This is a genomic window from Shewanella sp. SM87 (assembly GCF_025653705.1).
Taxonomy (GTDB): domain Bacteria; phylum Pseudomonadota; class Gammaproteobacteria; order Enterobacterales; family Shewanellaceae; genus Shewanella; species Shewanella oncorhynchi.
The window spans coordinates 39,199-63,882 of record NZ_JAKKSC010000029.1; the positions used below are offsets into that span (position 1 = coordinate 39,199).

At 44.0% G+C, this 24,684-nt stretch carries 27 protein-coding genes; 17 read left to right on the forward strand and 10 right to left on the reverse strand.

From position 1 onward, the window contains the following. Positions 1-6 precede the first annotated feature (6 nt). From L5M11_RS18935 to L5M11_RS18950, 4 genes are all read right to left on the reverse strand, one after another. The gene (locus tag L5M11_RS18935) at positions 7-738 is read right to left on the reverse strand and encodes a fumarate reductase iron-sulfur subunit (protein WP_106649206.1); all 732 of its coding nucleotides are present in this window, start codon (positions 736-738) and stop codon (positions 7-9) included. Further along, positions 738-2,744 (reverse strand): fumarate reductase flavoprotein subunit, encoded by a 2,007-nt coding sequence (locus L5M11_RS18940; RefSeq protein ID WP_263192990.1) that lies wholly within the window; start codon positions 2,742-2,744, stop codon positions 738-740. Before L5M11_RS18940 ends, L5M11_RS18935 begins: the two co-directional genes overlap by 1 nt. Positions 2,745-2,837: 93 nt before the next feature. Beyond that, positions 2,838-3,509 (reverse strand): fumarate reductase cytochrome b subunit, encoded by a 672-nt coding sequence (locus tag L5M11_RS18945; protein ID WP_173247897.1) that lies wholly within the window; start codon positions 3,507-3,509, stop codon positions 2,838-2,840. 171 nt (positions 3,510-3,680) lie between these two features. Then, complete coding sequence (locus L5M11_RS18950) at positions 3,681-4,403, reverse strand: fumarate reductase cytochrome b subunit (RefSeq protein ID WP_263192992.1); 723 nt, start codon at positions 4,401-4,403, stop codon at positions 3,681-3,683. Between the two features lie 454 nt (positions 4,404-4,857). Here L5M11_RS18950 and prmA point away from each other — a divergent pair, with 454 nt between their 5' ends. From prmA to L5M11_RS19000, 11 genes are all read left to right on the forward strand, one after another. Beyond that, on the forward strand, positions 4,858-5,739 hold the full coding sequence (gene prmA / locus L5M11_RS18955; protein WP_263183122.1) for a 50S ribosomal protein L11 methyltransferase: 882 nt from the start codon (positions 4,858-4,860) through the stop codon (positions 5,737-5,739). Positions 5,740-5,913: 174 nt separating this feature from the next. Continuing rightward, a complete protein-coding gene (dusB, locus tag L5M11_RS18960) occupies positions 5,914-6,882 on the forward strand; it encodes a tRNA dihydrouridine synthase DusB (RefSeq protein WP_105250428.1) in 969 nt (322 codons plus the stop codon). Between the two features lie 16 nt (positions 6,883-6,898). Then, entirely contained in the window at positions 6,899-7,204 is a 306-nt protein-coding gene (gene fis / locus L5M11_RS18965) for a DNA-binding transcriptional regulator Fis (protein ID WP_006083371.1), read from the forward strand. Between the two features lie 116 nt (positions 7,205-7,320). Continuing rightward, positions 7,321-8,145 (forward strand): DUF6387 family protein, encoded by an 825-nt coding sequence (locus L5M11_RS18970; protein WP_115333741.1) that lies wholly within the window; start codon positions 7,321-7,323, stop codon positions 8,143-8,145. Between the two features lie 107 nt (positions 8,146-8,252). Then, a complete protein-coding gene (locus L5M11_RS18975; RefSeq protein ID WP_115333740.1) occupies positions 8,253-8,498 on the forward strand; it encodes an AlpA family phage regulatory protein in 246 nt (81 codons plus the stop codon). A gap of 40 nt (positions 8,499-8,538) precedes the next feature. Then, on the forward strand, positions 8,539-8,709 hold the full coding sequence (locus L5M11_RS24020) for a helix-turn-helix transcriptional regulator (RefSeq protein ID WP_411357815.1): 171 nt from the start codon (positions 8,539-8,541) through the stop codon (positions 8,707-8,709). Positions 8,710-8,792: 83 nt separating this feature from the next. After that, the gene (locus L5M11_RS18980) at positions 8,793-9,488 is read left to right on the forward strand and encodes an inovirus-type Gp2 protein (RefSeq protein ID WP_115333739.1); all 696 of its coding nucleotides are present in this window, start codon (positions 8,793-8,795) and stop codon (positions 9,486-9,488) included. 431 nt (positions 9,489-9,919) lie between these two features. Further along, positions 9,920-11,677 (forward strand): type I restriction-modification system subunit M, encoded by a 1,758-nt coding sequence (locus tag L5M11_RS18985; protein ID WP_263192996.1) that lies wholly within the window; start codon positions 9,920-9,922, stop codon positions 11,675-11,677. After that, complete coding sequence (locus tag L5M11_RS18990; RefSeq protein ID WP_263192997.1) at positions 11,670-12,983, forward strand: restriction endonuclease subunit S; 1,314 nt, start codon at positions 11,670-11,672, stop codon at positions 12,981-12,983. The genes L5M11_RS18985 and L5M11_RS18990 overlap by 8 nt, the downstream gene beginning before the upstream one ends. 82 nt (positions 12,984-13,065) lie before the next feature. Further along, positions 13,066-13,356, forward strand: coding sequence for a hypothetical protein (locus tag L5M11_RS18995; RefSeq protein ID WP_263192998.1), 291 nt, complete (start codon positions 13,066-13,068; stop codon positions 13,354-13,356). Positions 13,357-13,386: 30 nt separating this feature from the next. Next, on the forward strand, positions 13,387-14,610 hold the full coding sequence (locus L5M11_RS19000; RefSeq protein ID WP_263192999.1) for a hypothetical protein: 1,224 nt from the start codon (positions 13,387-13,389) through the stop codon (positions 14,608-14,610). 123 nt (positions 14,611-14,733) lie between these two features. Here the strand turns inward: L5M11_RS19000 and L5M11_RS19005 are convergent, their stop codons facing one another. Both L5M11_RS19005 and L5M11_RS19010 read right to left on the reverse strand, forming a co-directional pair. Then, positions 14,734-14,856, reverse strand: a complete 123-nt coding sequence (locus tag L5M11_RS19005) for a hypothetical protein (RefSeq protein WP_263193001.1) — start codon at positions 14,854-14,856, stop codon at positions 14,734-14,736. Positions 14,857-14,858: 2 nt separating this feature from the next. Next, positions 14,859-15,017, reverse strand: coding sequence for a hypothetical protein (locus tag L5M11_RS19010; protein WP_263193003.1), 159 nt, complete (start codon positions 15,015-15,017; stop codon positions 14,859-14,861). Between the two features lie 265 nt (positions 15,018-15,282). On the opposite strand from L5M11_RS19010, the gene L5M11_RS19015 reads away from it, so the two are divergent. The 5 genes from L5M11_RS19015 (at position 15,283) to L5M11_RS19035 (ending at position 21,252) form a co-directional block, all read left to right on the forward strand. Then, the gene (locus tag L5M11_RS19015) at positions 15,283-18,381 is read left to right on the forward strand and encodes a type I restriction endonuclease subunit R (RefSeq protein WP_263193004.1); all 3,099 of its coding nucleotides are present in this window, start codon (positions 15,283-15,285) and stop codon (positions 18,379-18,381) included. An 11-nt stretch (positions 18,382-18,392) separates the two neighbouring features. Next, positions 18,393-19,100, forward strand: coding sequence for a M48 family metallopeptidase (locus L5M11_RS19020; RefSeq protein WP_263193006.1), 708 nt, complete (start codon positions 18,393-18,395; stop codon positions 19,098-19,100). Between the two features lie 131 nt (positions 19,101-19,231). After that, positions 19,232-19,489: a helix-turn-helix domain-containing protein gene (locus L5M11_RS19025; protein WP_263179337.1), complete on the forward strand. Its 258-nt coding sequence runs from the start codon at positions 19,232-19,234 to the stop codon at positions 19,487-19,489. Next, positions 19,489-20,721 carry a type II toxin-antitoxin system HipA family toxin gene (locus L5M11_RS19030; RefSeq protein WP_263193007.1) on the forward strand — a complete coding sequence of 411 codons (1,233 nt, stop codon included), beginning with the start codon at positions 19,489-19,491 and terminating at the stop codon, positions 20,719-20,721. The genes L5M11_RS19025 and L5M11_RS19030 overlap by 1 nt, the downstream gene beginning before the upstream one ends. A 183-nt stretch (positions 20,722-20,904) precedes the next feature. Further along, positions 20,905-21,252, forward strand: a complete 348-nt coding sequence (locus L5M11_RS19035) for a hypothetical protein (protein ID WP_107946358.1) — start codon at positions 20,905-20,907, stop codon at positions 21,250-21,252. A gap of 504 nt (positions 21,253-21,756) precedes the next feature. Here L5M11_RS19035 and L5M11_RS19040 read toward each other — a convergent pair. The 3 genes from L5M11_RS19040 to L5M11_RS19050 form a co-directional block, all read right to left on the reverse strand. Beyond that, a complete protein-coding gene (locus L5M11_RS19040) occupies positions 21,757-22,011 on the reverse strand; it encodes a hypothetical protein (RefSeq protein WP_263193009.1) in 255 nt (84 codons plus the stop codon). 66 nt (positions 22,012-22,077) lie between these two features. Further along, the gene (locus L5M11_RS19045; RefSeq protein ID WP_107946355.1) at positions 22,078-22,302 is read right to left on the reverse strand and encodes a type II toxin-antitoxin system Phd/YefM family antitoxin; all 225 of its coding nucleotides are present in this window, start codon (positions 22,300-22,302) and stop codon (positions 22,078-22,080) included. Positions 22,303-22,340: 38 nt separating this feature from the next. Further along, complete coding sequence (locus L5M11_RS19050; RefSeq protein WP_263179342.1) at positions 22,341-23,561, reverse strand: tyrosine-type recombinase/integrase; 1,221 nt, start codon at positions 23,559-23,561, stop codon at positions 22,341-22,343. Between the two features lie 478 nt (positions 23,562-24,039). Here L5M11_RS19050 and L5M11_RS19055 point away from each other — a divergent pair, with 478 nt between their 5' ends. Beyond that, entirely contained in the window at positions 24,040-24,450 is a 411-nt protein-coding gene (locus tag L5M11_RS19055) for a hypothetical protein (RefSeq protein ID WP_263186440.1), read from the forward strand. A 21-nt stretch (positions 24,451-24,471) separates the two neighbouring features. Here L5M11_RS19055 and L5M11_RS19060 read toward each other — a convergent pair. Further along, on the reverse strand, positions 24,472-24,684 hold a 213-nt coding region (locus L5M11_RS19060), incomplete at its 5' end, for a transposase (protein WP_263191153.1).

The following is a 24,684-nucleotide window of genomic DNA, read 5'->3' on the forward strand; positions in this document are numbered from 1 at the left end:
CACTTATCAAATCAAAGTCATGGCCATCTTGCGGCGTAAATACGCGATTTGCTGCATGTGTGGCAAATCCTTAGGACAGTTGTCTTGGCAGCCGAGTAAAGTCATACAACCAAATACGCCATCCTGATTGCCAATCACATGGTAAAAATCCTCGGCAGTACGAGCGTCACGGCTGTCCATCTCAAAACGAGCTATTTTCATCATACCGACGGCGCCGACAAAGGTTTCACGCATTTGCTTAGTCGCGCAAGCTGAAACACACACGCCGCACTCAACGCAGCGCTCAAGCTCATACAGGCGCGCAGCTTCGTCTGGGTCCATTGGATCTTCGAGGCGATGCACGCTGATATCGTTAGATTTTGGATGCAACCACAGCTTTAAGCGTTCGGCGAGTTCACGCATAAATTTACCGGTATTGACCGAGAGATCGCCAATCAACTCAAAGCCAGGCAGCGGCATTAAGGTGATTTCGCCCTTGGGATATTTAGCGGTTAAAGTGCGACAGGCCAGCGTTGGGAAACCGTTAATCACCATAGCGCAGCTACCACAGATACCAGCACGACAGACAAAGTCGAACTGCAATGAAGTGTCTTGTTCTTCCCTGAGTTTATTAAGGGCGATAAATACCGTCATCCCCGGCGTTTCGGTAAGCTGATAACGCACCATTTTCGGCTTATCGTTTGGCTCCTGCGGATCATAACGAAAGATATTAAAGGTTAACTGGCGACCTTGGCTCATTATGATTTTTCTCCTAACGCATTGGCGGACGGGCTTTTTAAAGTATCACTTAAACGTTCGTTATTGGGTTGTAAGCTCTCGGGTAATTCAAAGGGCATAAGAGCTCGCTGCCTTTGATAACGGTCAGCATTATCACCTAGCTCAGCTAAAATCTCGGCAATTTGCTGTTCACGCTTTTCGGTATCGGGATGCACTATGGCGTTGTTGATGCCATAACCACGATAACCCGGCGGGAGTTCCATCTTCATCACATCGAGTGCTTCGTAGTTAAGCACAGGTTCGAGTGCATCGGGAACCGGCCAGCTGGCCAAGGTGCGATTCAGCCAGTCTCGATCATTTCGCTGCGGATAATCCTCGCGAGCATGGGCACCACGACTCTCTGTTCGCGCTGCGGCCCCGCAGGCTACGGTTAGCGCCACTTTTAGCATACGCTTGACCCTCAGGGCTTCAACTAACTCAGGATTGGCGTGACGCTTTTTACACTTAAGCCCGAGTTTACGCGAACGCTCGAGCAACACTTTTAGTTCGGCAACCGCTTTTTCAAGCTCGGGGCCATTACGGAAAATCCCCACATAATCCATCATGATGCGCTGCATTTCGCGCTTGAGCTCAAAGGCGCTCTCGTGACCATCACCCTCGACCAGCACATCGATTTCACTCTGCACCTGCTGCATAAACCGTTCAGCAAGCTGAGTGTCGATCTCAAGGCTATTGTTCTCACAAAAATCGGCGACATATTTACCAATAATCATGCCGCCAACCACGGTTTCGGCCAACGAATTACCGCCTAAACGGTTAAAGCCGTGCATGTCCCAACAGGCCGCCTCTCCTACGCTAAATAAGCCTTTAAGCTGCGGACTTTCACCTGTGGCATTAGTCCGAATACCGCCCATAGAATAATGCTGAGTTGGGCGAACAGGGATCCAATCCTTAGCGGGATCGATGCCAAGGAAATTCTCACAAATTTCCTGCACTTCCCTAAGATTCGTTTCAATATGCTTGCGACCTAAAAGGGTAATATCTAGCCACAGGTGGGGGCCATAAGGGCTATCGACGCCCTTACCTTTACGTATATGTTCAGTCATGCGACGCGATACGACATCCCGCGATGCCAACTCCTTTTTATCGGGCTCATAGTCAGGCATAAAGCGGTAACCGTCTTTATCGCGCAATAAGCCGCCATCACCACGACACCCTTCCGTTGTTAAAATGCCCACGGGAACAATGGCAGTGGGATGGAATTGTACCGCCTCCATATTGCCAAGCCTTGCCACGCCCGTTTCCAATGCCAACGCTTGGCCAATACCTTCGCAGATAATCGCATTGGTCGACACTTCATAAATTCGGCCATAACCACCAGTGGCTATCGTAGTGGACTTAGCCACATAGGCTCTAAGTTCACCCGTAATCAAACAACGAGCAATCACGCCATGGCAACGCTTACCATCGTGAATAAGTGCCAAGGCTTCGATACGTTCATGGACTGGAATATCCATGGAAATCGCTTTGTTATCCATAGCGTATAACAGCGAATGACCTGTTCCGTCGGCGGTATAACAAGTGCGCCATTTTTTAGTCCCGCCAAAGTCCCGCGCATTAATTAATCCATGGGCTTCTTGCGCCTCATGTAGCGTGACTTTTTGCGCATTGACTATCACTTCTCTTGGGCCAGCAGTCACCCGAGACCAAGGTACGCCCCAATTGGCCAACTCACGTACTGCCTTAGGTGCACAATGGGCAAACATTCGTGCGACATCTTGATCGCAGCCCCAGTCGGAACCTTTTACCGTATCTTGAAAATGCACATCCTCATCATCGCCCATTCCCTTAACGGCATTACCTAAACTCGCCTGCATCCCTCCTTGAGCGGCAGCAGAGTGGGAACGTTTTGCAGGAATGAGTGACAGAACTAAAGTGTCAAGCCCACGCTCTTTCGAAGCGATAGCGACCCTTAAGCCCGCGAGCCCAGCTCCTACCACCAATGAATCGGTATAAATCAGTTTCACGCCTGCTCCTTAATGGGGTCTATTGTTTTGTGCTGTTTTTTTATGTTCGACATTCTATTCACTGATTAACTTAATCATTGATTAAAAGCGGAATTAACTCGCGTAGGGTAAAAATGCCAGAAGTGAGGCGACGCCAACAGTGACAAATAGCACACTCACTATGGTCTTGATCTTACGTAATCGACTGCGGTTGTTGAGATCCCGCGCCGCGCCCCATTTCAAAGCCACACGGTAAATGCCAATTGCTGCATGTAACTCCACAGTGAGCAGTAAAGGCAGATACACCATCCAGACACCTTGATTCCAAATACGATCGGCGCTTCCCTGAGGGCCAATGGTTTCGGGAGCCGAGCCAATAAGCCACAAATGCACAGGCAACAGCAGTAGAATCACTACACCGGTAATGGCTTGCCAGCGCCACAAGCGAGTATCGCTGTGGTTGATCACTTGCATTTGTTGGCGTAGAGCCCTTTGCTGACGCAGACTCATGGGTAATTTTTGCAATGCCACTAACACGTGCACTAACGCCAAAATGGCAATACCAATGGCAATACAAGTCACAACCCAAGGATAACCGTGTCCATCAGCGGACAGAAAACTCAGCTCCATGGTGCGTGCCACCCAACTCATGGCATCCGCACCCAATAAAATCGATGACACTAACACTAAGTGGGTCCACAAAAAGACTGCGAGTATTACCCCTGACAAACTCTGGCTTAAATCCAGCCAAGCACTCCATTTTTTAATATTTAATTTGATCGCCATCCTATCGCCTCACGCCGTTGACCTTATCGAGCCAATCTCATTAAGTCTTATCGCAAACTAATATCGCTCACACATCCACACGAAAACGTGAGCCAGATCAATTGAGTGCTGAATAATTAACCTAATGCTTAATAATAGCAGTGAAACAAAATCCTGCTGCTGGCTTAAAGCCTACTCAGGTACGAAGGGCTGCACAGGAATATCGAGCTCGCTACCGATAAATAGATATGAAACAAGGCTCGCAGTCCCCAGACATAGCAGATATATAATCAACACCTTAGCGACTTTTCGTAGACCTGAACGTTTAGTGGTTATGCCCCACTTCACCGCCACGCGATAGAGACCAATCATGGCGTGTACCACTACAGCGGGAAGTAACAGCGCATACAGCAACCAAGCATTATCGTGATAAACCCGCTCAGCCGATAAATGCGGGCCAATTTCGGGATTCAAAATCATAGTGAAGAGATGAACTGGAACAAGGAAAAATAAGATAAAGCCAGTGATCAGTTGCCAAAACCACGCATGGGTATCCTTATGCTTGATATTCCCCATGTGCGAACGCAGGGCTCGCCATTGCCCTAGCTGCGCCGGAAAACGCCGTAGCGCCACCGCGGCATGTACTATCACGACCAATAACATAAACACTGAAAACACTTTAGTGACCATAGGAAACCCGTGGCCAGTACTACTAAACATTCCACCTTCAAGCAACTGAACGACCCGATAAAAAGCCTCTTTACCCAGCAAAATACTCGATTCAAAATGCATGTGTAATAGTAAAAAGCTGCCAAGCATAATCCCTGTCGCACTCTGCAGCCTATCAGCCTTAGCCGACCAAGGATGACCTAGCGGTGTACTCACCCTATTGTGAACTCGAGTTATGCTTGTCATCTTGAATTAACCTATGTCGTTTATCGTTGGCACCTCTTGGCAAACTACACCATAGCAGCAACTCAAATCAGGCTTCAGTGTCACAGATTTAAAGCGTGAGCCAACTCACCTGACGGAGTTAAACTCTTAGAAGACGATCACAAAAAACGTATCAAAACCAAACAAAGGTAAAACCAATTAACCAATATTTTTCATAGTGTTATACCAAATAATAAAACTAACAATTCGTTTTTTAACACCAATCCATACCCGCCAGCTAACACCTTGTCTGTATAGACAAAAGCGCAATACCAGGATAGCCAGTCGTCGAACCTAAACCCTAGTGATAACCAAACGACCTTACCTAAAGCGCTTTAAATTCCCGCTACATCCTGCATTTTGGGATAGTTTGGGTATACAATACCGCGATATTTTGAACCCTTAGTTTATGAACACTCAGTCACAGGATGCCCCCATGCCTTGGATCCAACTCCGTATAAACACCAATAGCGATGACGCTGAAACCATCAGCGACTTGCTCATGGAAGAAGGTTCAGTCTCTATCACCTTCGAAGACGGTAAAGATACCCCTATTTTTGAACCTAAATTGGGCGAAACCCCACTGTGGCGCGATACCGTGGTAGTGGCCTTATTCGATGCAGAAACCGATCTGACACCGACCATCGCCATGCTGAAAACCTTGCCTTTCCTCGGTGAGAACTTCAGCCATAAAGTCGAACAAATTGAAGATAAAGACTGGGTACGCGAATGGATGGATAACTTCCACCCCATCCAATTTGGCACACGTTTATGGATCTGCCCAAGCTGGCGCGAAATCCCAGATCCAACCGCAGTTAATGTGATCTTAGATCCGGGTCTTGCCTTCGGTACTGGCACTCATCCCACGACAGCACTGTGTTTAGAGTGGCTAGACAGCTTAGATTTAAGCGATGAAGAAGTGATCGATTTTGGCTGTGGTTCAGGCATCTTAGCCGTAGCCGCACTGAAACTGGGTGCGAAAAAAGTCACAGGTATCGATATCGACTATCAAGCCATCGACGCCTCGCGTGCCAACGCCGAGCGCAATGATGTCGCTGACAAGCTGGCGTTGTACTTACCAGAAGACCAACCCGCCGATCTCAAAGCCGACGTACTGGTCGCCAATATTCTTGCTGGCCCACTGCGTGATTTAGCGCCTTTGATCGCAGAACGCGTAAAAACCGGTGGCAAACTTGCCCTTTCCGGTCTCCTCAAAGAACAAGCCCAAGAAATCTCTGACTTTTATAGCCAATGGTTCGATATGGACGCAGCGGCTCACAAAGAAGATTGGAGCCGCTTGACAGGTAAGCGTAAATAGCGCTAAAGGGTGGCGCAACATGCGCCACTGCTGACTTCCAACAATTTAGCCTCTGACTTCTCGTCGATTAAAAGTCAAGAAAAAAAATTACCTCTAGGTCATTTATTGACCTTTTCACGGCCAACAAAAAGGGCTACTATAGCGCCCCTTTGAAGAGCTAAGGTGAAACATAAAATGCAGATTGGACCCTATCAACTGAACAATCAGCTGATCGTGGCACCAATGGCAGGTGTCACCGATCAAGCCTTCCGCAATCTTTGTCTTCGTTATGGTGCAGCCTTAGCGGTTTCCGAGATGCTTTCATCCAATCCCGAGGTTTGGGATACAGATAAAAGCCGCCAGCGCATGACGCATTCTGGCGAGGAAGGCATCCGCTCAGTGCAAATTGCAGGGGCTGATCCTGATTTAATGGCGCAAGCTGCCTTGTTCAATGTCGAACAAGGTGCTCACATCATTGATATCAATATGGGTTGCCCGGCGAAAAAAGTGAATAAAAAGCTGGCAGGCTCGGCGCTAATGCAAAATCCACCGCTGGTAAAAGAGATTTTACAAGCCGTGGTCGCCGCAGTGAATGTGCCTGTCACGTTAAAGATTCGCACCGGCTGGGAGCCAGAGCACAAGAATGGTGTTCAAATCGCCCAGATTGCAGAGGATTGTGGCATCGCCTCGCTCGCCGTTCACGGCCGCACGAGACAATGTATGTACAGAGGCAACGCCGAGTACGACACGATCAAAGCAATCAAACAGAATGTCTCGATTCCTGTTGTCGCCAATGGGGACATCGACAGTCCGGAGAAAGCCCGCTTTGTGCTGGAATACACTGGTGCCGATGCCTTGATGATAGGACGGGGTGCTCAAGGACGGCCTTGGATTTTCAGAGAAATCCAGCACTACTTGGAAACGGGTAATAAGCTAGCGCCCATTGAGGTTGCCGAACAGCGTCAAGTGATGCTGGAACACCTCACCAAACTGTATGACTTATATGGTGAATACAAGGGTATCCGCTTCGCCAGAAAACATATGGGATGGTACCTAGACCAAGAAGCTCAGCGCCAATTTAGGGCTGACTTTAATCGGCTGGAAACCGCTGCAGAACAGTATTCCCTCGTGGAATGTTATTTTGATGAATTAGTACAGAATTAATAAAGAGCAGAATAGAATGTTTGATCAGACAACTAACACAGAAGTTCACCAGCTTACCGTTGGCAAAATCGAAACCGCAAACGGCACTATCAAGCCCCAGTTATTACGTGACGCCGTCAAGCGTGCCGTAACTAACTTCTTCGCACAGTTGGACGGTCAGGAAGCACAAGAAGTTTATGAAATGGTGCTAAGCGAAGTTGAAGCGCCTCTGCTTGACATCATCATGCAACACACTCGTGGCAACCAAACCCGCGCAGCAAACATGCTAGGTATCAACCGTGGTACTCTGCGTAAAAAATTGAAAAAATACGGCATGAATTAATCCGCAAGGATTAAGTGATTGTTAGGAAAGGGGTTAACCTGTAAGGGTTAGCCCCTTTTCACATTATATGTACCCCCATATGTACCCCGAGAGAATTCCTAGTCGAGCTTTTATCAATGAAAACGCCTATACCTATCTCAATACGAATTAAAACATCAGACCATCCCAAATGGCCTAAATGGTTTTCAATTAAGAACTATGATTGCCTAGCAGACCTCACCGCTGCACAATTTCTTAATGAGCTAGAATTCAGGTTGACCCTTCACAACTCACCGACTTTACCTAATGGTAGAAAGCTGACTGACAGTAAACGGTGGCAACTGATCCAGAAGGGCTATGTCATCATCAATTCAAATCCGGTCACACAACCAGACTTTCCGACAGTCATCGCATTGAACCATGTTGATCTTCTCGGGATAACTGAAGAGATTAAACTCCGCAGTGGTGATCACTACTTAGACTTAGAGCCGCAACTACTAATGCCTTTGCTGGGGCAGAATCTAGACTTAACTGTGGTAGGCATAGACTTAACTAAACCCAATAAAGCGATATTGGGTGACTGTGAGTTCCTGATTAATCAGTTGCGCAAAACCCTATCAATCCCCGAACCCAAAGCGCCTGATAATTTTCAAGCAAATGAGAAAACCTTCAAAAAGCTGCTGACTTATAAGTTGATCCCCTACCTTGATCTCATGATGTATTGCTATAACCATGTCCCTTTTTATGAAGATAATTGGCAAAAGCTGGAATTTACACAAAATGTGCTGAGTGAATTACTGCTTGGGGAAGAATCTAAACAAGATCCTAGAATCGAGCTATATAAAAAAACCTATGCACCGTTTTATCGCAAGATTCTCAGCAACGAATCTCATCTAATGCAACTGCTTGCCAATATCAGGCAAAATACGTGGGTGTTAGGCACTAAAATGCAGGATATTTAAGGGATTAAATTTGGGGTAAAAATCAAATTTCATTTTTACCCCGAAATCACAATTGCAAACAGGCAAGATGCTCCTAGGTCAAACAGAGACAATCTTTAGGAGCATTCATGTCCATTTTTAGTATCAATCAATCAGCTATTCAAGACCGTATCGTGCGTGAATCAGAGCGTAAACTCATCACCTCAATCAGCCGTTCGCAAGCTTTCCAATTAGAAAGACTTAACCGTTTCCCTAAACGAATCAAATTGGGAAGCCGTTCCGTCGGTTGGCGTCTATCAGAGCTTATGCAATGGGTTCACTCAGGAGGTGGGCTATCCGAGCAATTAGCTCAGGGAGCCGGATATGAAGGCTAATGCAAGAGCCCAATACGCTCAATTGCTCCAGCAACGACCGATGGAGCGAATAATCAGAATCACAGAAATGAGCCAATTACTCGGCATAGATAGAACAACCCTATACCGACGAGTAAAAAGAAAGGCCTTCATTCAACCCATAAAAAGCCACTGCCGAACCATCGGCTGGTCAGAATCGAGTTACATTAACTGGCTAAACAGCACTAAGTAACATCTATCAAAGGCGGCATTTGCCGCCTTATTTTGGCCTGTAAACGCAACAAATTGCGACAAAGTTCAATCGAGTGCGATTAAATGCTGACAAATGCAAACTCAAAACCACGTTTAACCAGCAAAATAAAGCAATCTGAACAGCAGCAATTCGATGGCAATACTGGTCTTACCCCAGATTCCTACTCTAATAACAAGCAGGTTATTTATAATATTTCCGCTCGTCGCTTTACCTTAGGAAGCTTTCTATACCAGAACACCTTGTTTCAAGTTTTGAGCTTTGAGCACGGCATCAACTCCAGCATTATGAATACAATGATCGATCAACTGCTAACAGCGCTAGATCATTATTCTAAAATCCTACTCGTCAGATTTGATCTACATGTCTATACCGAAACACCCAATAACAGCTTAATCAGCAAATACCGAAAAACCTTACTGAGATACCTCGATAAGCACTACCAATCTAAGGTCTGGTTTTTTTGGGTACGGGAGCAAACACCAAGAAGTGATAAAGCCCATTATCACTGCTTTATTCTGCTCAATGGACATAAAGCGAAGTCAGGCTGGGGCGCATTTCAACAAGTGCAAAAAGCCTGCTGTATGCATCCAGATACTTTAGCACGGCTGCCCGAATCGGCGAGCTACAAAGTTGAACGTAAAGGACTTAAAGGCTTAGATTCTGCAATTCTGCGGATCAGTTATCTTGCCAAGAACTACAGTAAAGAACTCACCCCAAATAAAGTAAAACGCTTTCAAACGAGTTCAAGCCGAGCATAGAAAAGCCAACAAGTTTAAAACAATTAGGCTTGGGCTGAAGTGGATCTCACACTGAAGTGTGGATCAGCCATGAGTGGATCACAATAACATCAGCTTAAAACCAGACGCTCATTAAAATTCATACAAAACAAAATCATACCCTAGTGAAAGATGAGCAAGACTCAATGAAAAACAGCTTGAGATCCAAAAAAGGGATACGGTTGACATTTAATTAACAATTTATGTTATCAATTTGTACAGTCACTTTCGAGTGAGTAAAAACTGTAGCAATCAAGCACCAACGGCACGACTTTGCCGCACAGCGCATATTTCCCCATCATAGCGTTGTACCATTTCCCCCTTATCAGTACACTTTGGCGCATCAATGCACAGGGGACTTTTATCATAACCACTTACCCCAATGTGCTAACCGAATTCATTAGAGAAAATCAGTGTCAAATCAAATCACTCTTCAACAGTTAGAATCGTTCCTCTGGGAAACGGCGGATATTCTACGCGGCAATATGGATGCATCGGAGTTCAAAGACTACATCTTCGGCATGATGTTCCTTAAGCGTCTATCGGATTCATTTGATGAAGCCCGTGAAAAGGTGATCGAGTACTATCTTGCCAAAGGTAAAACCCAAGCACAGGCCGAAGCCTTAGCCAGTGATGAAGATGAATACGACAGTACCTTCTATATTCCTGAAGTTGCCCGCTGGTCAGCGCTGAAAGATTTAAAGCACAACATAGGTGAGGCGCTCAATACCGCCGCTGAAGCCATTGAAGAGCACAACTCAAACCTTGAGGGCGTGTTAGTCACTATCGACTTCAACATTAAAAACAAGCTCTCCGATAATAAGCTGCGCGACCTGCTCAGCCACTTCAGCAAATACCGCCTGCGCAATAGCGATTTCGAACGCCCAGACTTACTTGGCACAGCTTACGAATATTTAATTAAAATGTTTGCCGACAGCGCAGGTAAAAAAGGCGGTGAATTCTATACCCCAAGCGAAGTGGTGCAATTGCTGGTGGCACTGCTTAAGCCCCATGCGGGCATGCGAATTTACGACCCTACCGCAGGCTCGGGCGGTATGCTGATCCAAATGCGTAACTACCTTGCGACCCATAATGAAAACGCCGCGAACCTATCGTTATACGGCCAAGAGATGAACCTCAATACATGGGCAATCTGTAAGATGAACATGTTTTTGCACGGGGTACAAAGTGCCGACATTCGCAAAGGCGATACCCTGCGCGAGCCTAAGCATACTCAAGAAGGCAGTCTAATGACGTTTGATCGCGTGATTGCCAATCCGCCGTTTTCGTTATCGAAATGGGGCAAAGAAGACTGCGATAACGATAAATTTGGCCGCTTCCCCTATGGCACACCACCAAAAGACTCTGGCGACCTCGCCTTTGTGCAGCACATGATCGCCAGCACGAATGATGATGGTATGGTCGGCGTAGTCATGCCCCATGGCGTGTTATTCCGAGGCTCAAGCGAAAAAGACATTCGTAAAGGCATACTCGAAGACGACTTATTAGAAGCGGTGATAGGCCTACCCTCAGGCCTATTTTATGGCACAGGTATCCCCGCCAGTTTGCTGATTATCAACAAACAAAAGCCGAGCGAGCGCCAAGGAAAAGTACTGTTCATTAATGCCGAACTGGAATATCAAGAAGGCAAAAACCAAAACAGTTTACGTCCGCAAGATATCAATAAAATCGTCGCAACCTTCGACAACTACAGCGAAATCAAACGCTACTCAGCCATAGTCAAACTAAAAGATATCCGCGATAACGACTACAACCTCAATATCCGCCGCTATGCCGATACCTCGCCACCCGCAGAAATCTTCGATGTACGCGCCATTCTCCACGGCGGTATTCCGCTACGTGAAGTGCAAGACGATTATATTCAAGAGGAAATCCTTAAAGGCTTTGATGTGAGCTGCGTATTTGAGCCTAAATTCGAAGCAGAGCCGTCAGCGGATCAACAGTACTATCAATTCAGAGCAGAAATCGAAACCAAAGAGCAGATCCGTGAACATGTTAGCCATGCCGATACAGCGGTTGCAGCCAGCATTATCACGCAACTTGAACGCTGGTGGGATAAGTACCATGTCTCGCTCCACCAGCTCGATGCTGAGGTGGCAGAAGCAGAGCAAATGATGCAAGGTTACTTGAAGGAGCTGGGTTATGAGTAATCTGCTGCCTGAAGGATGGAGGAATGAGACAATAGGTAGCTTCGCAAAGTTGCAAGGTGGTTATGCATTTAAGAGCAGTGATAGCGTACAAAGCGGGATTCGTTGGCTTAAAATTGCAAATGTAGGTAAAGGGAAAATAAACTGGAATGACCAGAACTATCTATCCAGTGACTTTGAGGAAATATACACTAATTTCATGTTAGAACAAGGTGATACTGTTATTGCTCTAACAAGACCCATTACTCAAGGTGAATTGAAAGTTGCTCAGATCCGTAGTTCTGATGTTCCTTCATTATTGAATCAAAGAGTTGCTAGAGTTTTACCCAAACAGCATCTTGTTGATCGTCACTTTATGTATTCAGTTTTCCGATATGAAGCTATAGCAAGGGATATTGAAATCACCATTTTTGGTACAGATCCACCAAATATCAGCACCAAACAAATAGAAGAAATTAAAGTGGCCTTCCCCCCACTCCCTGAACAGCAAAAGATTGCTGCGATTTTGACTTCTGTGGATGACGTAATTGAAAAAACACAGGCACAAATCGACAAGCTCAAAGATTTAAAAAGCGGCATGATGCAGGAACTACTCACTAAAGGGGTTGGCATCAAGCAAGGTGACTCTGCTAATGGCAAGAGCTACATCCCTCACTCCGAATTTAAAGACTCCCCCGTTGGCAGAATCCCAAAAAGCTGGGAGGTTGTTAAACTTGGTGATACTGGGAAATGGAGAGGTGGCGGTACACCGAGTAAGACAAATAAAGAATTTTGGTCAGGCTCAATTCCTTGGGTTTCCCCTAAAGACATGAAATTGGATTTAATTAGTCGGACACAGGATCATGTGTCAGCTAAAGCGATTAAAGAGTCTTCAACAAATCTTATACCTAAAGGCTCTCTTCTTATGGTCGTAAGAAGTGGTATTTTGCAACATACTTTGCCTGTAGCTATCGCAGGATGTGATTTAACGGTGAACCAAGATATAAAAGCATTAACTGTTTCTGAGCGATATGACACACGTTTTATTTTTCATTATTTAAAGGCTCACAACCATAAGGTTTTACGCGCAACATTAAAAGCTGGAAACACTGTAGAAAGCATTGATTTTAATGAGTTCAGTAAGTTTGTCATTCCTTCGCCTCCATTTGAAGAGCAGGTTAAAATTGCTGATTTAGTAGATTCTGTGGCTAATAAAATTAGCAGTAAGGTTTCAAAGCTAAATCAAACTTCAAACCTCAAAAAAGCCCTTATGCAGGATCTGTTGACGGGCAAAGTGCGGGTTAAGGTCGATAACGATTCAGTAGTCTAATCCCTAGGGACGGCAAAGCATTGACCGCTACAGCAAAGATACGCAAAACAAGCAGTACAGCCTTGAGTTAAGAGGATAAACAGTGGATCACCTACCATCACAACATGATATTTTTATCAGTCAAGACGGTCAGTTACAGCTGACTGTGGCTGTCGATACCGAGACGGTTTGGTTAACCCAAGCGGAAATTTGTGTATTGTTCGACCGTGAGCGTTCGGTGATCACTAAACATATCAACAATGTCTTTAAAAAGGGTGAACTCGAGCGGGATTCAGTATGTGCAATATTTGCACGTACTGCGGATGATGGTAAAACACATACCTTAACCAAACAAAATGTAGCTTTCTCTATTAGTTATCGCGTTCAACCCTAGCATCAACCAATACATCACTAAAGGAAGAGTATGTTTAAGCCGAACAAGGATGGTAAATATGTCTTTCCACCCTCTCACTTTACAAGCATTTTTTTGCCATCTACGGCAGAAGTTGCACGGCTATTACTACTGCCCGAAAACATTCCGCAGCAAATCACATTTTTCGAACGTGTTCACGAAATTGACTCAAAAATAGCCAAAAGTTCTAAGGCAAACATACTGACTCAGGGGGTTAGCCTTCGAACGCTAACCAAACTCTATAATTTTGGTGAAAATATCTCGGTCTCTTTTAAAATATTTTTTACCACGGCAAACCTATTGAAATTATTGCGCCCCGCAAAGGCTGGCTCTAATGCGGGTGATTGGTTCGCCTTAGGATTGGGTATTAGTACTGTTAAAAACGATAATGAACTTTTTACGCTTGGAGATTGGCTTATTTCTCGAAGTGAAGCTGATTATGTAATGCTCAAAACCATAAAAAAACAAATAAAGATTGGTGAAATAGACAAAAATGACTATATAACAATATGGCAAGCCTTACTGCCAACTTGGCAACACTACAGCTTAGTCCCTCTTGAACAGTTAGCTTATTACACCTTATACCTAAATGCCTCCAATGGGTTAAAATCGCCATTAAATGAACCAAATCAATGCTTATACGAAGCCGTGCATCATCTTATCTTTGATTTTTACCTGACAGCCATAGCCCATTATGAAGTCGGGTTATACCAATACTATCAACGCCAATGTGACACTTTTGAACCATATGGGAAAACCAGCTTTTTCTCTAAGGTCATGCATACATTTGCGCATTCTGACGTCAAATGCTGTTGCTATGAAGCGGTGCTGATAGAACTTAAACGCTTTTTATCTTCGGATGATACTGAACTTAGCTGGAGAGCAATGGCAGCTTTTATTCCCATTAAAAATAGTGCAGACACTCAACAGAATTATCCATTAGCTGAAAGCTTAATTGATAGACAATATAACCAGTTAAAGTATTGGCGTAACGGAGAAAATCTACCTTCGGAGGCTAAACTAGAGGCATTTTTGACAGCATTATTCAATCAGCATGGAAACTACGATGTCCAAGCTGTATTAACTTACTTCCGTATTGCCCGCGCCATTGATATCAAAATAAATGAGTGTGTGAAACTGACTCCCGATATTCAGAGCGCTTCGATACGAGAAAAAGTACTGGCTCGCTACCCTACCTATTTTGAACACTATCGAGCCGCACTTATCAAAAAATAAAAGGCCATTTTATCACCATGACCTTTTACCTATTACCTATTACCGCTGGAGACGCCATCTTTTGGTTGAACGCTGTAACGCCGTTAACTTTAGTAGTGATTTAGCGCCAACAACTTGATCCTTTCATTCATCATCAAGTTGCTCTTGCCAATCATCTGGACGCTCATCTTCACCACGGCTCTGCCAGTAGGCATCATGCTCAGGGTCAAGTTGGCGCGAACGGTTATCGTCATCATGTTTAGACATAATTACTTACCTCCCTGTTTGCCATTACCAGAGTTCTTTGCTGCAGCACTCTGCGCTTTTGCGGCAAAACTGCCCTTAGTTACAGTGCCACCGTTTTGATTTGCAGTTGAGCTTTGAATACGCGCGGCTGCTTGTGGGGTCATTGGTGTTTTATTGCTCATGTTATTTCTCCAATTTAGGATTACGTTGGCAGGAGCCCCTACCAACGAGAGAGATTGTGCCTGAGCTTTTTGGGCTTGCAGTGGGTGGGAAATCGTCCAAATTGGTATATTTTTGAATTAGCCCCGTATTCCATTGATATTGTTAGCTGCTATTCGTGCCATGCCTCTGTAATATAAGAGCCTGTTAGATTGCATAAAAATCAATCGTATAAAAATCAGATACAAAAGATGTCGTTAATCATCTGGTAAAGGGATAGGGATAGATATGGATCAGGACGAGCTACATAAGGTCGAGTTACCCGCTATTGCGCAATTATCGCTATTAGGTTGGCAGTACATTGCGGGGACTAAACTCACACCTGAATACCAAGAAAGACCCTATCTACGGGATGTCGTGCTGGTGGGACGGCTCGAAGCCGCCATTAAAAGAATTAACCCTTGGATTAACGATGAAAACCTGCGCAAGGTTTGCCGTGATATCACCCATCCAAACTTTGTCGGCTTGATGGAATACAATCAGGCCATCTATCAAACCTTAGTGAATTACCTTTCAGTAGAGCAAGACGTTGGTAAAGGGCGTAAAGGCCAAACGGTAAAATTGATTGATTTTGATAACCTTGAGGCCAATGAGTATATCTGTACTTCACAGTTTAAAGTGGAAGGCGTAAACCAAAATATCATCCCTGATATTGTTTGCTTTATTAACGGCTTGCCACTCGCGGTCATCGAATGCAAATCACCCTATATCTCTGCACCGATGAGCGAAGGGATTAACCAACTACGCAGATACGCTAACCTGCGCAATAGCGTCGATGATGAAGGCGCACAGCGGCTTTTTTGGTACAACCAACTAATGGTATCAACCTGCCGCGATCAGGCCAAAGTGGGCACAATTAGTTCCAATGCATCCCACTATGCCGATTGGAAAGATGCCTATCCCTTTACCGATGACACGTTAAGCGAACAGAACTTACATCAGGCCTTTAGCTGTAGCAGCCTCGAAGATATGCAGGTTAACGATAACCCCGCACTTTATACCGCCACCAGCTCACACTATGAAGCAATCACTGCGGTGACCGCACAGCAAAGGCTGATTGCAGGCATGTTTAGCCCTGCTAGCTTCCTCGATATCCTGCAAAACTTCATTTTATTTGAGCCAGTTGAAGGCAAGCTTATCAAGAAGGTTGCACGTTACCAGCAATATAGAGCGGTAAATAAAGTCATTGAGCGCCTTAAAACAGGTCAAGACCGCAAAGAGAAGTCGGGCGTGGTATGGCATACCCAAGGCAGCGGCAAATCGCTGACCATGGTCATGCTTGCCGTTAAAATGCGCCGTGATCCTGTGCTTAAGCAATACAAACTCGTGTTTATTACTGACCGTACTCAGCTAGATGAACAGCTATCTAGCACCTTCCGCGCTGCCCAAGGTGAAACCATTTATAACGCTGGCTCAGTGACAGAATTAAAAGCACTACTGAAAAAAGACAGCTCAGATCTTGTGACTGCTATGGTGCAAAAATTCTTAGAGCTAGAGAAGGAACTGAGTGCCGACAATGAAAACGGTGGTTTTGCTAACTTAAACCCGAGTGACAAAATCATCGTACTTGCCGATGAAGCCCATAGAACTCAGTTTGGTGGCCTTGCGATGACCATCAACGCTGCCCTACCTAACGCTCCTAAAATTGGGTTTACAGGTACACCACTACTGAAAACCCAGAAAATGGATAAAGCTTTTGGTGGTTATATTGATGAATACAAGATCAATCAAGCGGTGGATGATGGCGCAACCGTTCGTATCTTGTATGAAGGCCGCCAAGTAAAGACTGAAGTCGCTGGAGAGTCATTAGACAAACTGTTTGAGGCTTATTTTGGCAGCTATAGCAAAGAAGAGCAGCGAGAGATTAAACAGAAATATGGGGTTGAGCGCGCCGTTCGCGAAGCGCCTGCCCGTATTCGCTGGGTTTGCATGGACTTACTTGAACACTACCGCAAGCACATACAACCCGACGGTTTTAAAGCCATGATAGTGGTGGGTAGTCGCCATGCGGCCACTGTGTTTAAAAAGACCTTAGATGAGTTAGGTGCGCCACCTAGTGAAGTGATTATCTCGGGTGATCACAACGATGAAGCCTATATTGCTGTTCATACCGACAAGACAAAGCAAAAGAAGATAATCCAAGATTTTACTAAGCCGTTATCGGAAAACCCAGTCGCATTCTTAATCGTGAAAGACATGCTACTGACGGGGTTTGACGCGCCGATAGCACAGGTGATGTATATCGATCGTAAACTACAAGACCATACGCTGATGCAGGCCATCGCTCGAGTAAACCGCACCTATGCACAAAAAGAATGCGGCTTTGTAGTCGACTACTTTGGTCTATCGAACTATCTTATCGAAGCCATGGAAATGTTCAGCAGTGATGATGTTGACGGCACTTATCAAAGCCTCAAAGATGAAATCCCCAAGCTAAAAGCAACCCATACCCTCGCCATTTCATTTTTTAGACATATCAAGTATAAAGACGTTGATAACTATGTGCTTGCACTAAAAGATGAAGCCATTCGAGCACAGTTTGATATGGCATTTAAGCGATTTGCAAAGCAAATGAACATCATTCTGCCCGATGTAGCCGCAGCGCCATTTTTAGCGGATATGAAACTGCTAGGTAAAGTCCATAATGCTGCACGAAACCAGTACCGAGATGCAGGTTTGGATATGAAGGACATTGGCGCTAAAGTCCGTAAGCTGGTGGACGAGCATATTTTAAGTACAGGCGTTGATCCCAAAATACCGCCTATTGACCTACTGGCAGCAAATTTTAAAGAAAGTATTCGACCAGAAAAATCGACTGAATCTAAAGCTTCTGAAATAGAAAGCGCGATTAAGCACCATATTACCGTCAAGCTTGAGGAAGACCCCGAGTATTACAAATCCCTCAGCCTAAGACTCAGAGACATTATCGAGAAGACCGCAGGGCAATGGGAACAGCAATTAGAGCTGTTATTGTCTATGGTCGACACGATTGAGATTGACCGTCGTAGAGCCGCAAAAGATGCAGGGCTTTCCGAAACTGAGTATGCCTTCTACAACATACTTACCGCTGAAGTGACCAAAACAAGCGACATTGAAGTCATAGACGAGCACCAGTTAATTGAGATAAAGACGATTACTCAAAACCTTGTTGCCATGTTTGATGAAGCAACTCAAATAGTCGACTTTTTCAACAAGGGAGATGAGATAAAACGGTTGAAAAAAGAGATAAAACGCGCCGTTATTGATGCATCATTTAGCAACGTAGAATTGATCTCCAACCTGCAAGATAGATTTATGGGATTGGCTAAAAATAAGTTTAATAAGTAATGACCACCAGCATGAAACAAGCCGAATTCATTCAAGCTAAAGGGTATCAAGCACGCATTACCCGAACCACGAGAGCCAAAACTGCCTCCATTAAAGTTGAAGAAGGCATGGTTAGCGTGGTCGTACCCAAGGCATTACCGATAGAACGAATCGAGCGGATATTACAAGAAAAACACCAATGGATTATCGATAAGATTGCCCTGCACAAGGTACTAACTACCTCATCAGAAAAGCAGTTTGTCTCTGGTGAGGCAATGCCATACCTTGGCCGAAATTATCGTTTAAAAGTACATGCAGGCAGTTTTGAGCCAGTAAAGCTGGTGCAAGGACGATTAGTCGTTACTGTGCCCGAAGGTTCCGCCCGTTCAAACTTAGTGAGAGAAGCACTCATAGGCTGGTATAAACGCAATGCATTGCTCAAGCTTAAGGAAAAGGTGCGCCGTTATGCAAAAGTAATGGGAGTCGCGCCTAAATCAGTCAATATCAAAACCTTTAAAAGCCGTTGGGGTAGCTGCAATCCTAAAGGTGATTTAGATTTTAACTGGATTATTGTTATGGCTCCTAACCGCATCGTCGACTACGTGGTTGTCCATGAATTGTGCCATCTAAAGCAACTAGACCACTCCCCACTATTTTGGAAAGAAGTAGAGCGGATAATGCCTGATTACGTAGAATGCAAAGAGTGGCTGAGGGAGAACTCCCAGTTGTTGGTTGTATGAGCGGAATGCCTAACACAGTTATTCTTCTGGGTTCATCACCTTATTCTATACGACCAATGTTAGCCATATAGCTAACATTTGCTTTTTACACTATTATGTTAGCCATATAGCTAACTTTTGCTGGTGGATATATGTCAAATAGACAAGAGATTGGTGACGCAGTAAGTGAGAGTAGAAAGTCGCTAGGTTATACACAGCAGCGTTTAGCTGAACTCACTGGTATCAATAAAACGACTATTTCTGAGATTGAAAATGGCCACTTCACTGGCTCGTTCGATATATTTGAACGCTTGCTTGATGCCGTTGGTTTGCAGTTTGACGTGATACCAAAGCAACACAAACTGCCAGATTGGGATGAAATTGATAGTTTGTTTTCGGAGGATAAATAATGACCTCTGAATCGAGCTTACCCACTAAAATAACCAACATCACGGTTTGTTCCGACAATACAGAGCTAGGTGTTTTAACCCATGGCTCAGTGCATCATTATCAGCCTACGCAAGATAAGCGTTACGTATCACTTACCATGACCAAGAAAGGTATGGATGGTTATGCTTATGGCGCATTGCATCCAATATTTGCGCAAAACTTACCTGAAGGCTTTAACCGCCGTTTCATCGCAGAGAAACTAGCGCGATATGCAAAAGTAAACGACATGTATTTACTTGCACTGCAAGGCGAACATAGCGTTGGCATGCTTTCTTATCAAAGTGAACTAGCCTTGCCTGAGACAGAGTCCGTTTCGCTTAGTGATATCTTGTCATACAACAGCGCAGAACCACTGTTTCCTCAATTATTAGAAAAGTATTACCTCAGAAACTCACTCGCAGGTGTACAGCCGAAGGTTAGCATCCCGAGTGCTGGCACGATTAAGACCAGTCGAACAATTGAGCAAAAAGATTTAATTGTTAAATCATTCGACGCCGAGTTTCCGCTATTAACGGTTAACGAGTTTGTTTGTATGGAAGCTGCGCGCCATTGCGGACTTGAGCCACCTAGAACCTACCTATCAGAAAGTTTAGAGACATTTGTGATAGAGCGCTTTGATAGGGCTGATGATGGCACAAAGCTGGGTTATGAGGATTTCACCACCTTACTGAGGAAGTCCAATGACCCAGACGCTAAATACAGTAGTAGCTATGAAACCCTGCTTAAGGCGACACACTTGTATACCAACAGCCAAGCGGAAGTTGAGAAAATATATCAGTACATTGTATTTAACTGCTTAATTGGTAATGGTGATGCGCATTTGAAGAACTTTGCGCTGCAATACACCTCTGACATGTCCCATATTTTTGTATCGCCACCGTTTGATGTCACCCACACTCTTATTTATGACGCTATCGATAACAAAATGGCGCTCAAACTGTCGAATAGTAAGGCTTTTCCTGATGAGTCACATTTGCTGAAATTGGCTGAAGGTGAACGGTTTAGGATCAGAAAGGCAAAAGAAATTATTGAGTCCACCTGCGATGGCATTATGGACTACCTAAAATACTCTAATGAAGTTCAGCTCTTTGGAGGATTACGTGAGTCAATTGAACGCTCAGTATCGAGTGTTCTCACACCAACTTACTCAACTAAAAATTACCGCCATGATAGGAAAAAGAAGTTTGAATAAAACCGTTAATTCAAACCTCAGCTGATACCTACACTATAAAAACAAGGAGCTAGATAACCGAAAGTCTGCACCAGAATAATCTATTGTCGATCCTATCGATCCACAATCAGTGGCAGCGCCACCAGACAATAAACAACATATCAATGCCGGACAAAAGCATACAACTAACTTAAGGATCTGAAAATGCTATTTATCGTAAATGGTATGGTGGATTTCTTTGATATAAGAACCACCGATTTTGAATCAATATATGAAGCTGTTACTTATGAGATTTCCCCAGTAAGCATGAAGGCGGCAGTAAAATCACTTCTGGTCGGTAAACATGACGGCCTTGGTGGCGCAATAATGGATGACAGCGGCTCTCCATTTGCTATATATCAAGCGCTTATAGCTAGTGGCTACGAAGTTGTTACGTTTGATGATGAGTTTCTGGAGCAACTGCAAGTTCATAACGAATCAATGGACATTATTGATGATGAGCCTGAAGGCGTTGAAGATGGTCGACACCCACTTGACATTACGATGTATTAAAACTGAATCATTCAAGAAATATTTGCCAGAAAAAGTAAAGCGACCCAACACTCATTTGAGCCGCTTTCGTTCTGTTATTTTAAACGTTTACATAGATTTCAATTTTTGCCGAAGTTCCTGAAAACTAGCCCCCCAGTAATAACGTTGATTACCACACATAGGACAAGAACAAGTACATGGCGTTTTTAAACATATACCTAAAAACTGTGCAGAGCCTTTAGGGCTACCACCCCAATAGGTAACCCGAGATTTTTTGAGTCGCGCTTTGTGATGGCGACGAATTGCACGTTTTGAAATTTTCACTTTTATACTCCCGAACAGGACTTACTATTCGGGTGGCCACTCCTTCGAATGACCACCACAGCCTGAGCCGAGATTTATCTGAAAATGCCATACTTTACGTCCGTAAATATAATTTTATGTAATAGGGCTTCCTGTGCATCAGGAAGCTACAATATCTTGTTATTTATATAGATATAGCAATTCCCGCAACCACAGTACACATCACTTGTACTTTTCTTGAATTATAACTAGAAGAGGGTCTTCTACATCGTCATCATCAAAAAAACTTGTCTCTGAATTAGCATCTTCATAATCAGCACCTCGTTTCAATATAAAATCATCGCCCACTGATTCCGTATTTAGGAAAAAAGATGTCCAATCTTTACTAGTCGCCTGTGCAAGCTCATATGCATGTTCTGTATGCTCGGCAAAACCTTTCAAAGGATCGTCGCTTCCTTTCAATAGTTTTCTATTCATAACCAAACTCCAAATATGATTGACCACTCAAAATAACAGGCGCTAAAAACAAAGGCTTTAATTATTTCACTCATAAAACAGTTTATAAATTTCACTATTATTATAAAAACTATCGCTTATAACTATCTGTCCCTTTAGCAATCCTAGCGGCCGTGGTTGCATCGTTTTCTCATATTGAACCAATTTAGCAACTGGCTCACCAGCCTGAGTGATAATGACTTCTTCACCGTTAGCAGCAAGACCCACCAGCTTAGATAAGCTCGCTTTTGCCTTATTAATGCTTACTTGCATAGGTTACATCCACTGCCCGAACAAAATGTGTTCAAATTTTATGCTATTCGCTTCAATATAGAAACGTTATCCGGCTTATCCGTCAGAAGATCTAAACGCTCTACCCACATATCTAATGCCGCTTTCTTTTCTGGGAGGTATTGGCTGCGGTTGTAAATTGCCATAACTCCACCAAGTGCGTGACCTAGAAGCTGTTCAACCACATATGGCGCAACACCCAAGTCATTCAGTTTAGTCGCAAAGCTTCGACGTAAATCATGCAATGTCCAAGATTCTTGATGCTTTAACCAACTACATATTTTCCGACCGGAACCACTTACGGTTTCAGCACTTTTTAGCTCACCTAAAAGATAGCCAGTTTGACCATGACGCCTATATAAAAACTCGATCAAGGGCTTAATTCGCTCAGGTATTGGGCGAGTAATGAGAGTATTAGTCTTACTGTGGCTTTTAGGCACAGTCCAAATACCTCGATCTAAATCCCACTCGTCAAACTGAGATAATCGTAACTCTTGAGTACGCGCACCAAAAACTATCAATAATTTACATAATTGACGCATGTAGAAAGAAACCTTACGCCCCTCAAGCAAAGTAAGCAGATCAGTCAACTCAATATCTGACAGCACTCTATCCTTTTTATTTTGCTTTTTGCCTACGTCCGTACCGATAAGATCGTCAAGTGCATGAGTGATTGCATAACGCCGCACACGACAAAACCTAAGAGCCTGCTTAGCACTTTGTAATACGTAACCCGCAGCAACAGGGGCAGGTCTTTGTTTGAGACTAGGTACGCCTCGTCTTATACGGTCAAAGCACTCTATCCAATGACGAGTTTCAGTCTCCACAAGCGAATAATTCCCTATATAGGGATAAATATGTTTTGCAAACTGCGCTCTATTCTTATCAACATTGACTCTATTTTCTTCAGCATATTCTTTAAGCCAATACTCTAGGGCTTGCTCAACAGTGACGGGTAGTAATGACTCTTGCCTTGTCATACTTCGCTTTAGCTTTGGATCATGCCCTTGGGCTAACCACGTACGACACTCTTCCATTGCATCTCTGGCTTGCCTGAGAGATAAGTCTGGATAGTCGCCTAAATCTATTCGTTTATTTTGTCCATTAATCTTATAGCGAAACTGAAATCTTAATTTACCAAGTACTGAAACACGAACTCCCAATCCTTTACCGTCTGTTAGGGTAAAAGCTTCAGTCTGTGGCTTCCCGTTATATGAACGTAAAGTGGTCTCATAAATCATAAGTTTTGAGCTCTTTTATGGTGAGATTTGGGCTCTATTCCATGACCCCCATATGTACCCCCATTTAACCATAGCAACCAAAACAAGCCAATACCTACAAGAACAAGAAAACTCACTAACCATTGATAAACAAAGGAATAAATCGACAAACCAATAAGTATAAAAACAACCAAAAACACCGCTTTCGATTGTACGGCATGAATTAATCTGCAAGGATTAAGCTGCTGTATTGAAAAGGGTTAATCAGAAATGATTAACCCTTTTTGCATTCTGAACCCACATTTGAACCCACAGCTAGCGATCTACTCGCATTAGAATTTATCTTGCTTGCCTAGAACTCGTAATCTTTATACAGTGCATTTATCAAAGACTGCTGTGTATGTTCATGGGGGAAGAACTATTATTCAACGCAATGAACAAACAACTTGAGCTATATCGAAATTCGTATCCCACCTTCACACTTGAATAGGGTGATTTTATGGACTTGTTAGATAAGTATCAGCTTAAGGAATGGTGGCTTCAAGCTCTAACTGCAAGTCAAAGAAACCAAGTTGCTAACGACTATCGTCCTATGGGCTTACCAATTGGCGAAACTCCCTACCTATACCAAGATTTAGATAAAACTGACTCTAACAATGGATTCGGTAAACTAAGTCTTTTACTTACTCTTTCTTACATTGCTGGTGATGAAGCAAAGCATATTCTCCAAACCAAAGTAGAAAACGAGTTACTCCAGTGTTATACGGCACCTGATAGTAACCTGATTGATGTGCACCTAGCCCTTGCATCACTTATCAAGCATCACTACTCATTGAGAACAGCCCCAGAACATTATGAAAAAGCCAAAGAATTCTGCTTAATGCAAATATCTATCTCTAGGGTCTGTTGATCTTTGCTGTACAAATGTTGTTCAGCAATATATCGGCAGCCACATTAACATAAACGCCAGTGACACCATACTGGCGTAATTTCTTGCTAGCTTGTCATATCTTGTTGATATTGCTCGATAGTGCTTAATTCTTCCAAAAGCATTCTCCACTAAATGTCGATACCGATATAAGCACCAATCGACTCTTTCTTGAGGTGTATTCTTATAGCGGCGCCTTGGAATAACAGATTTCCC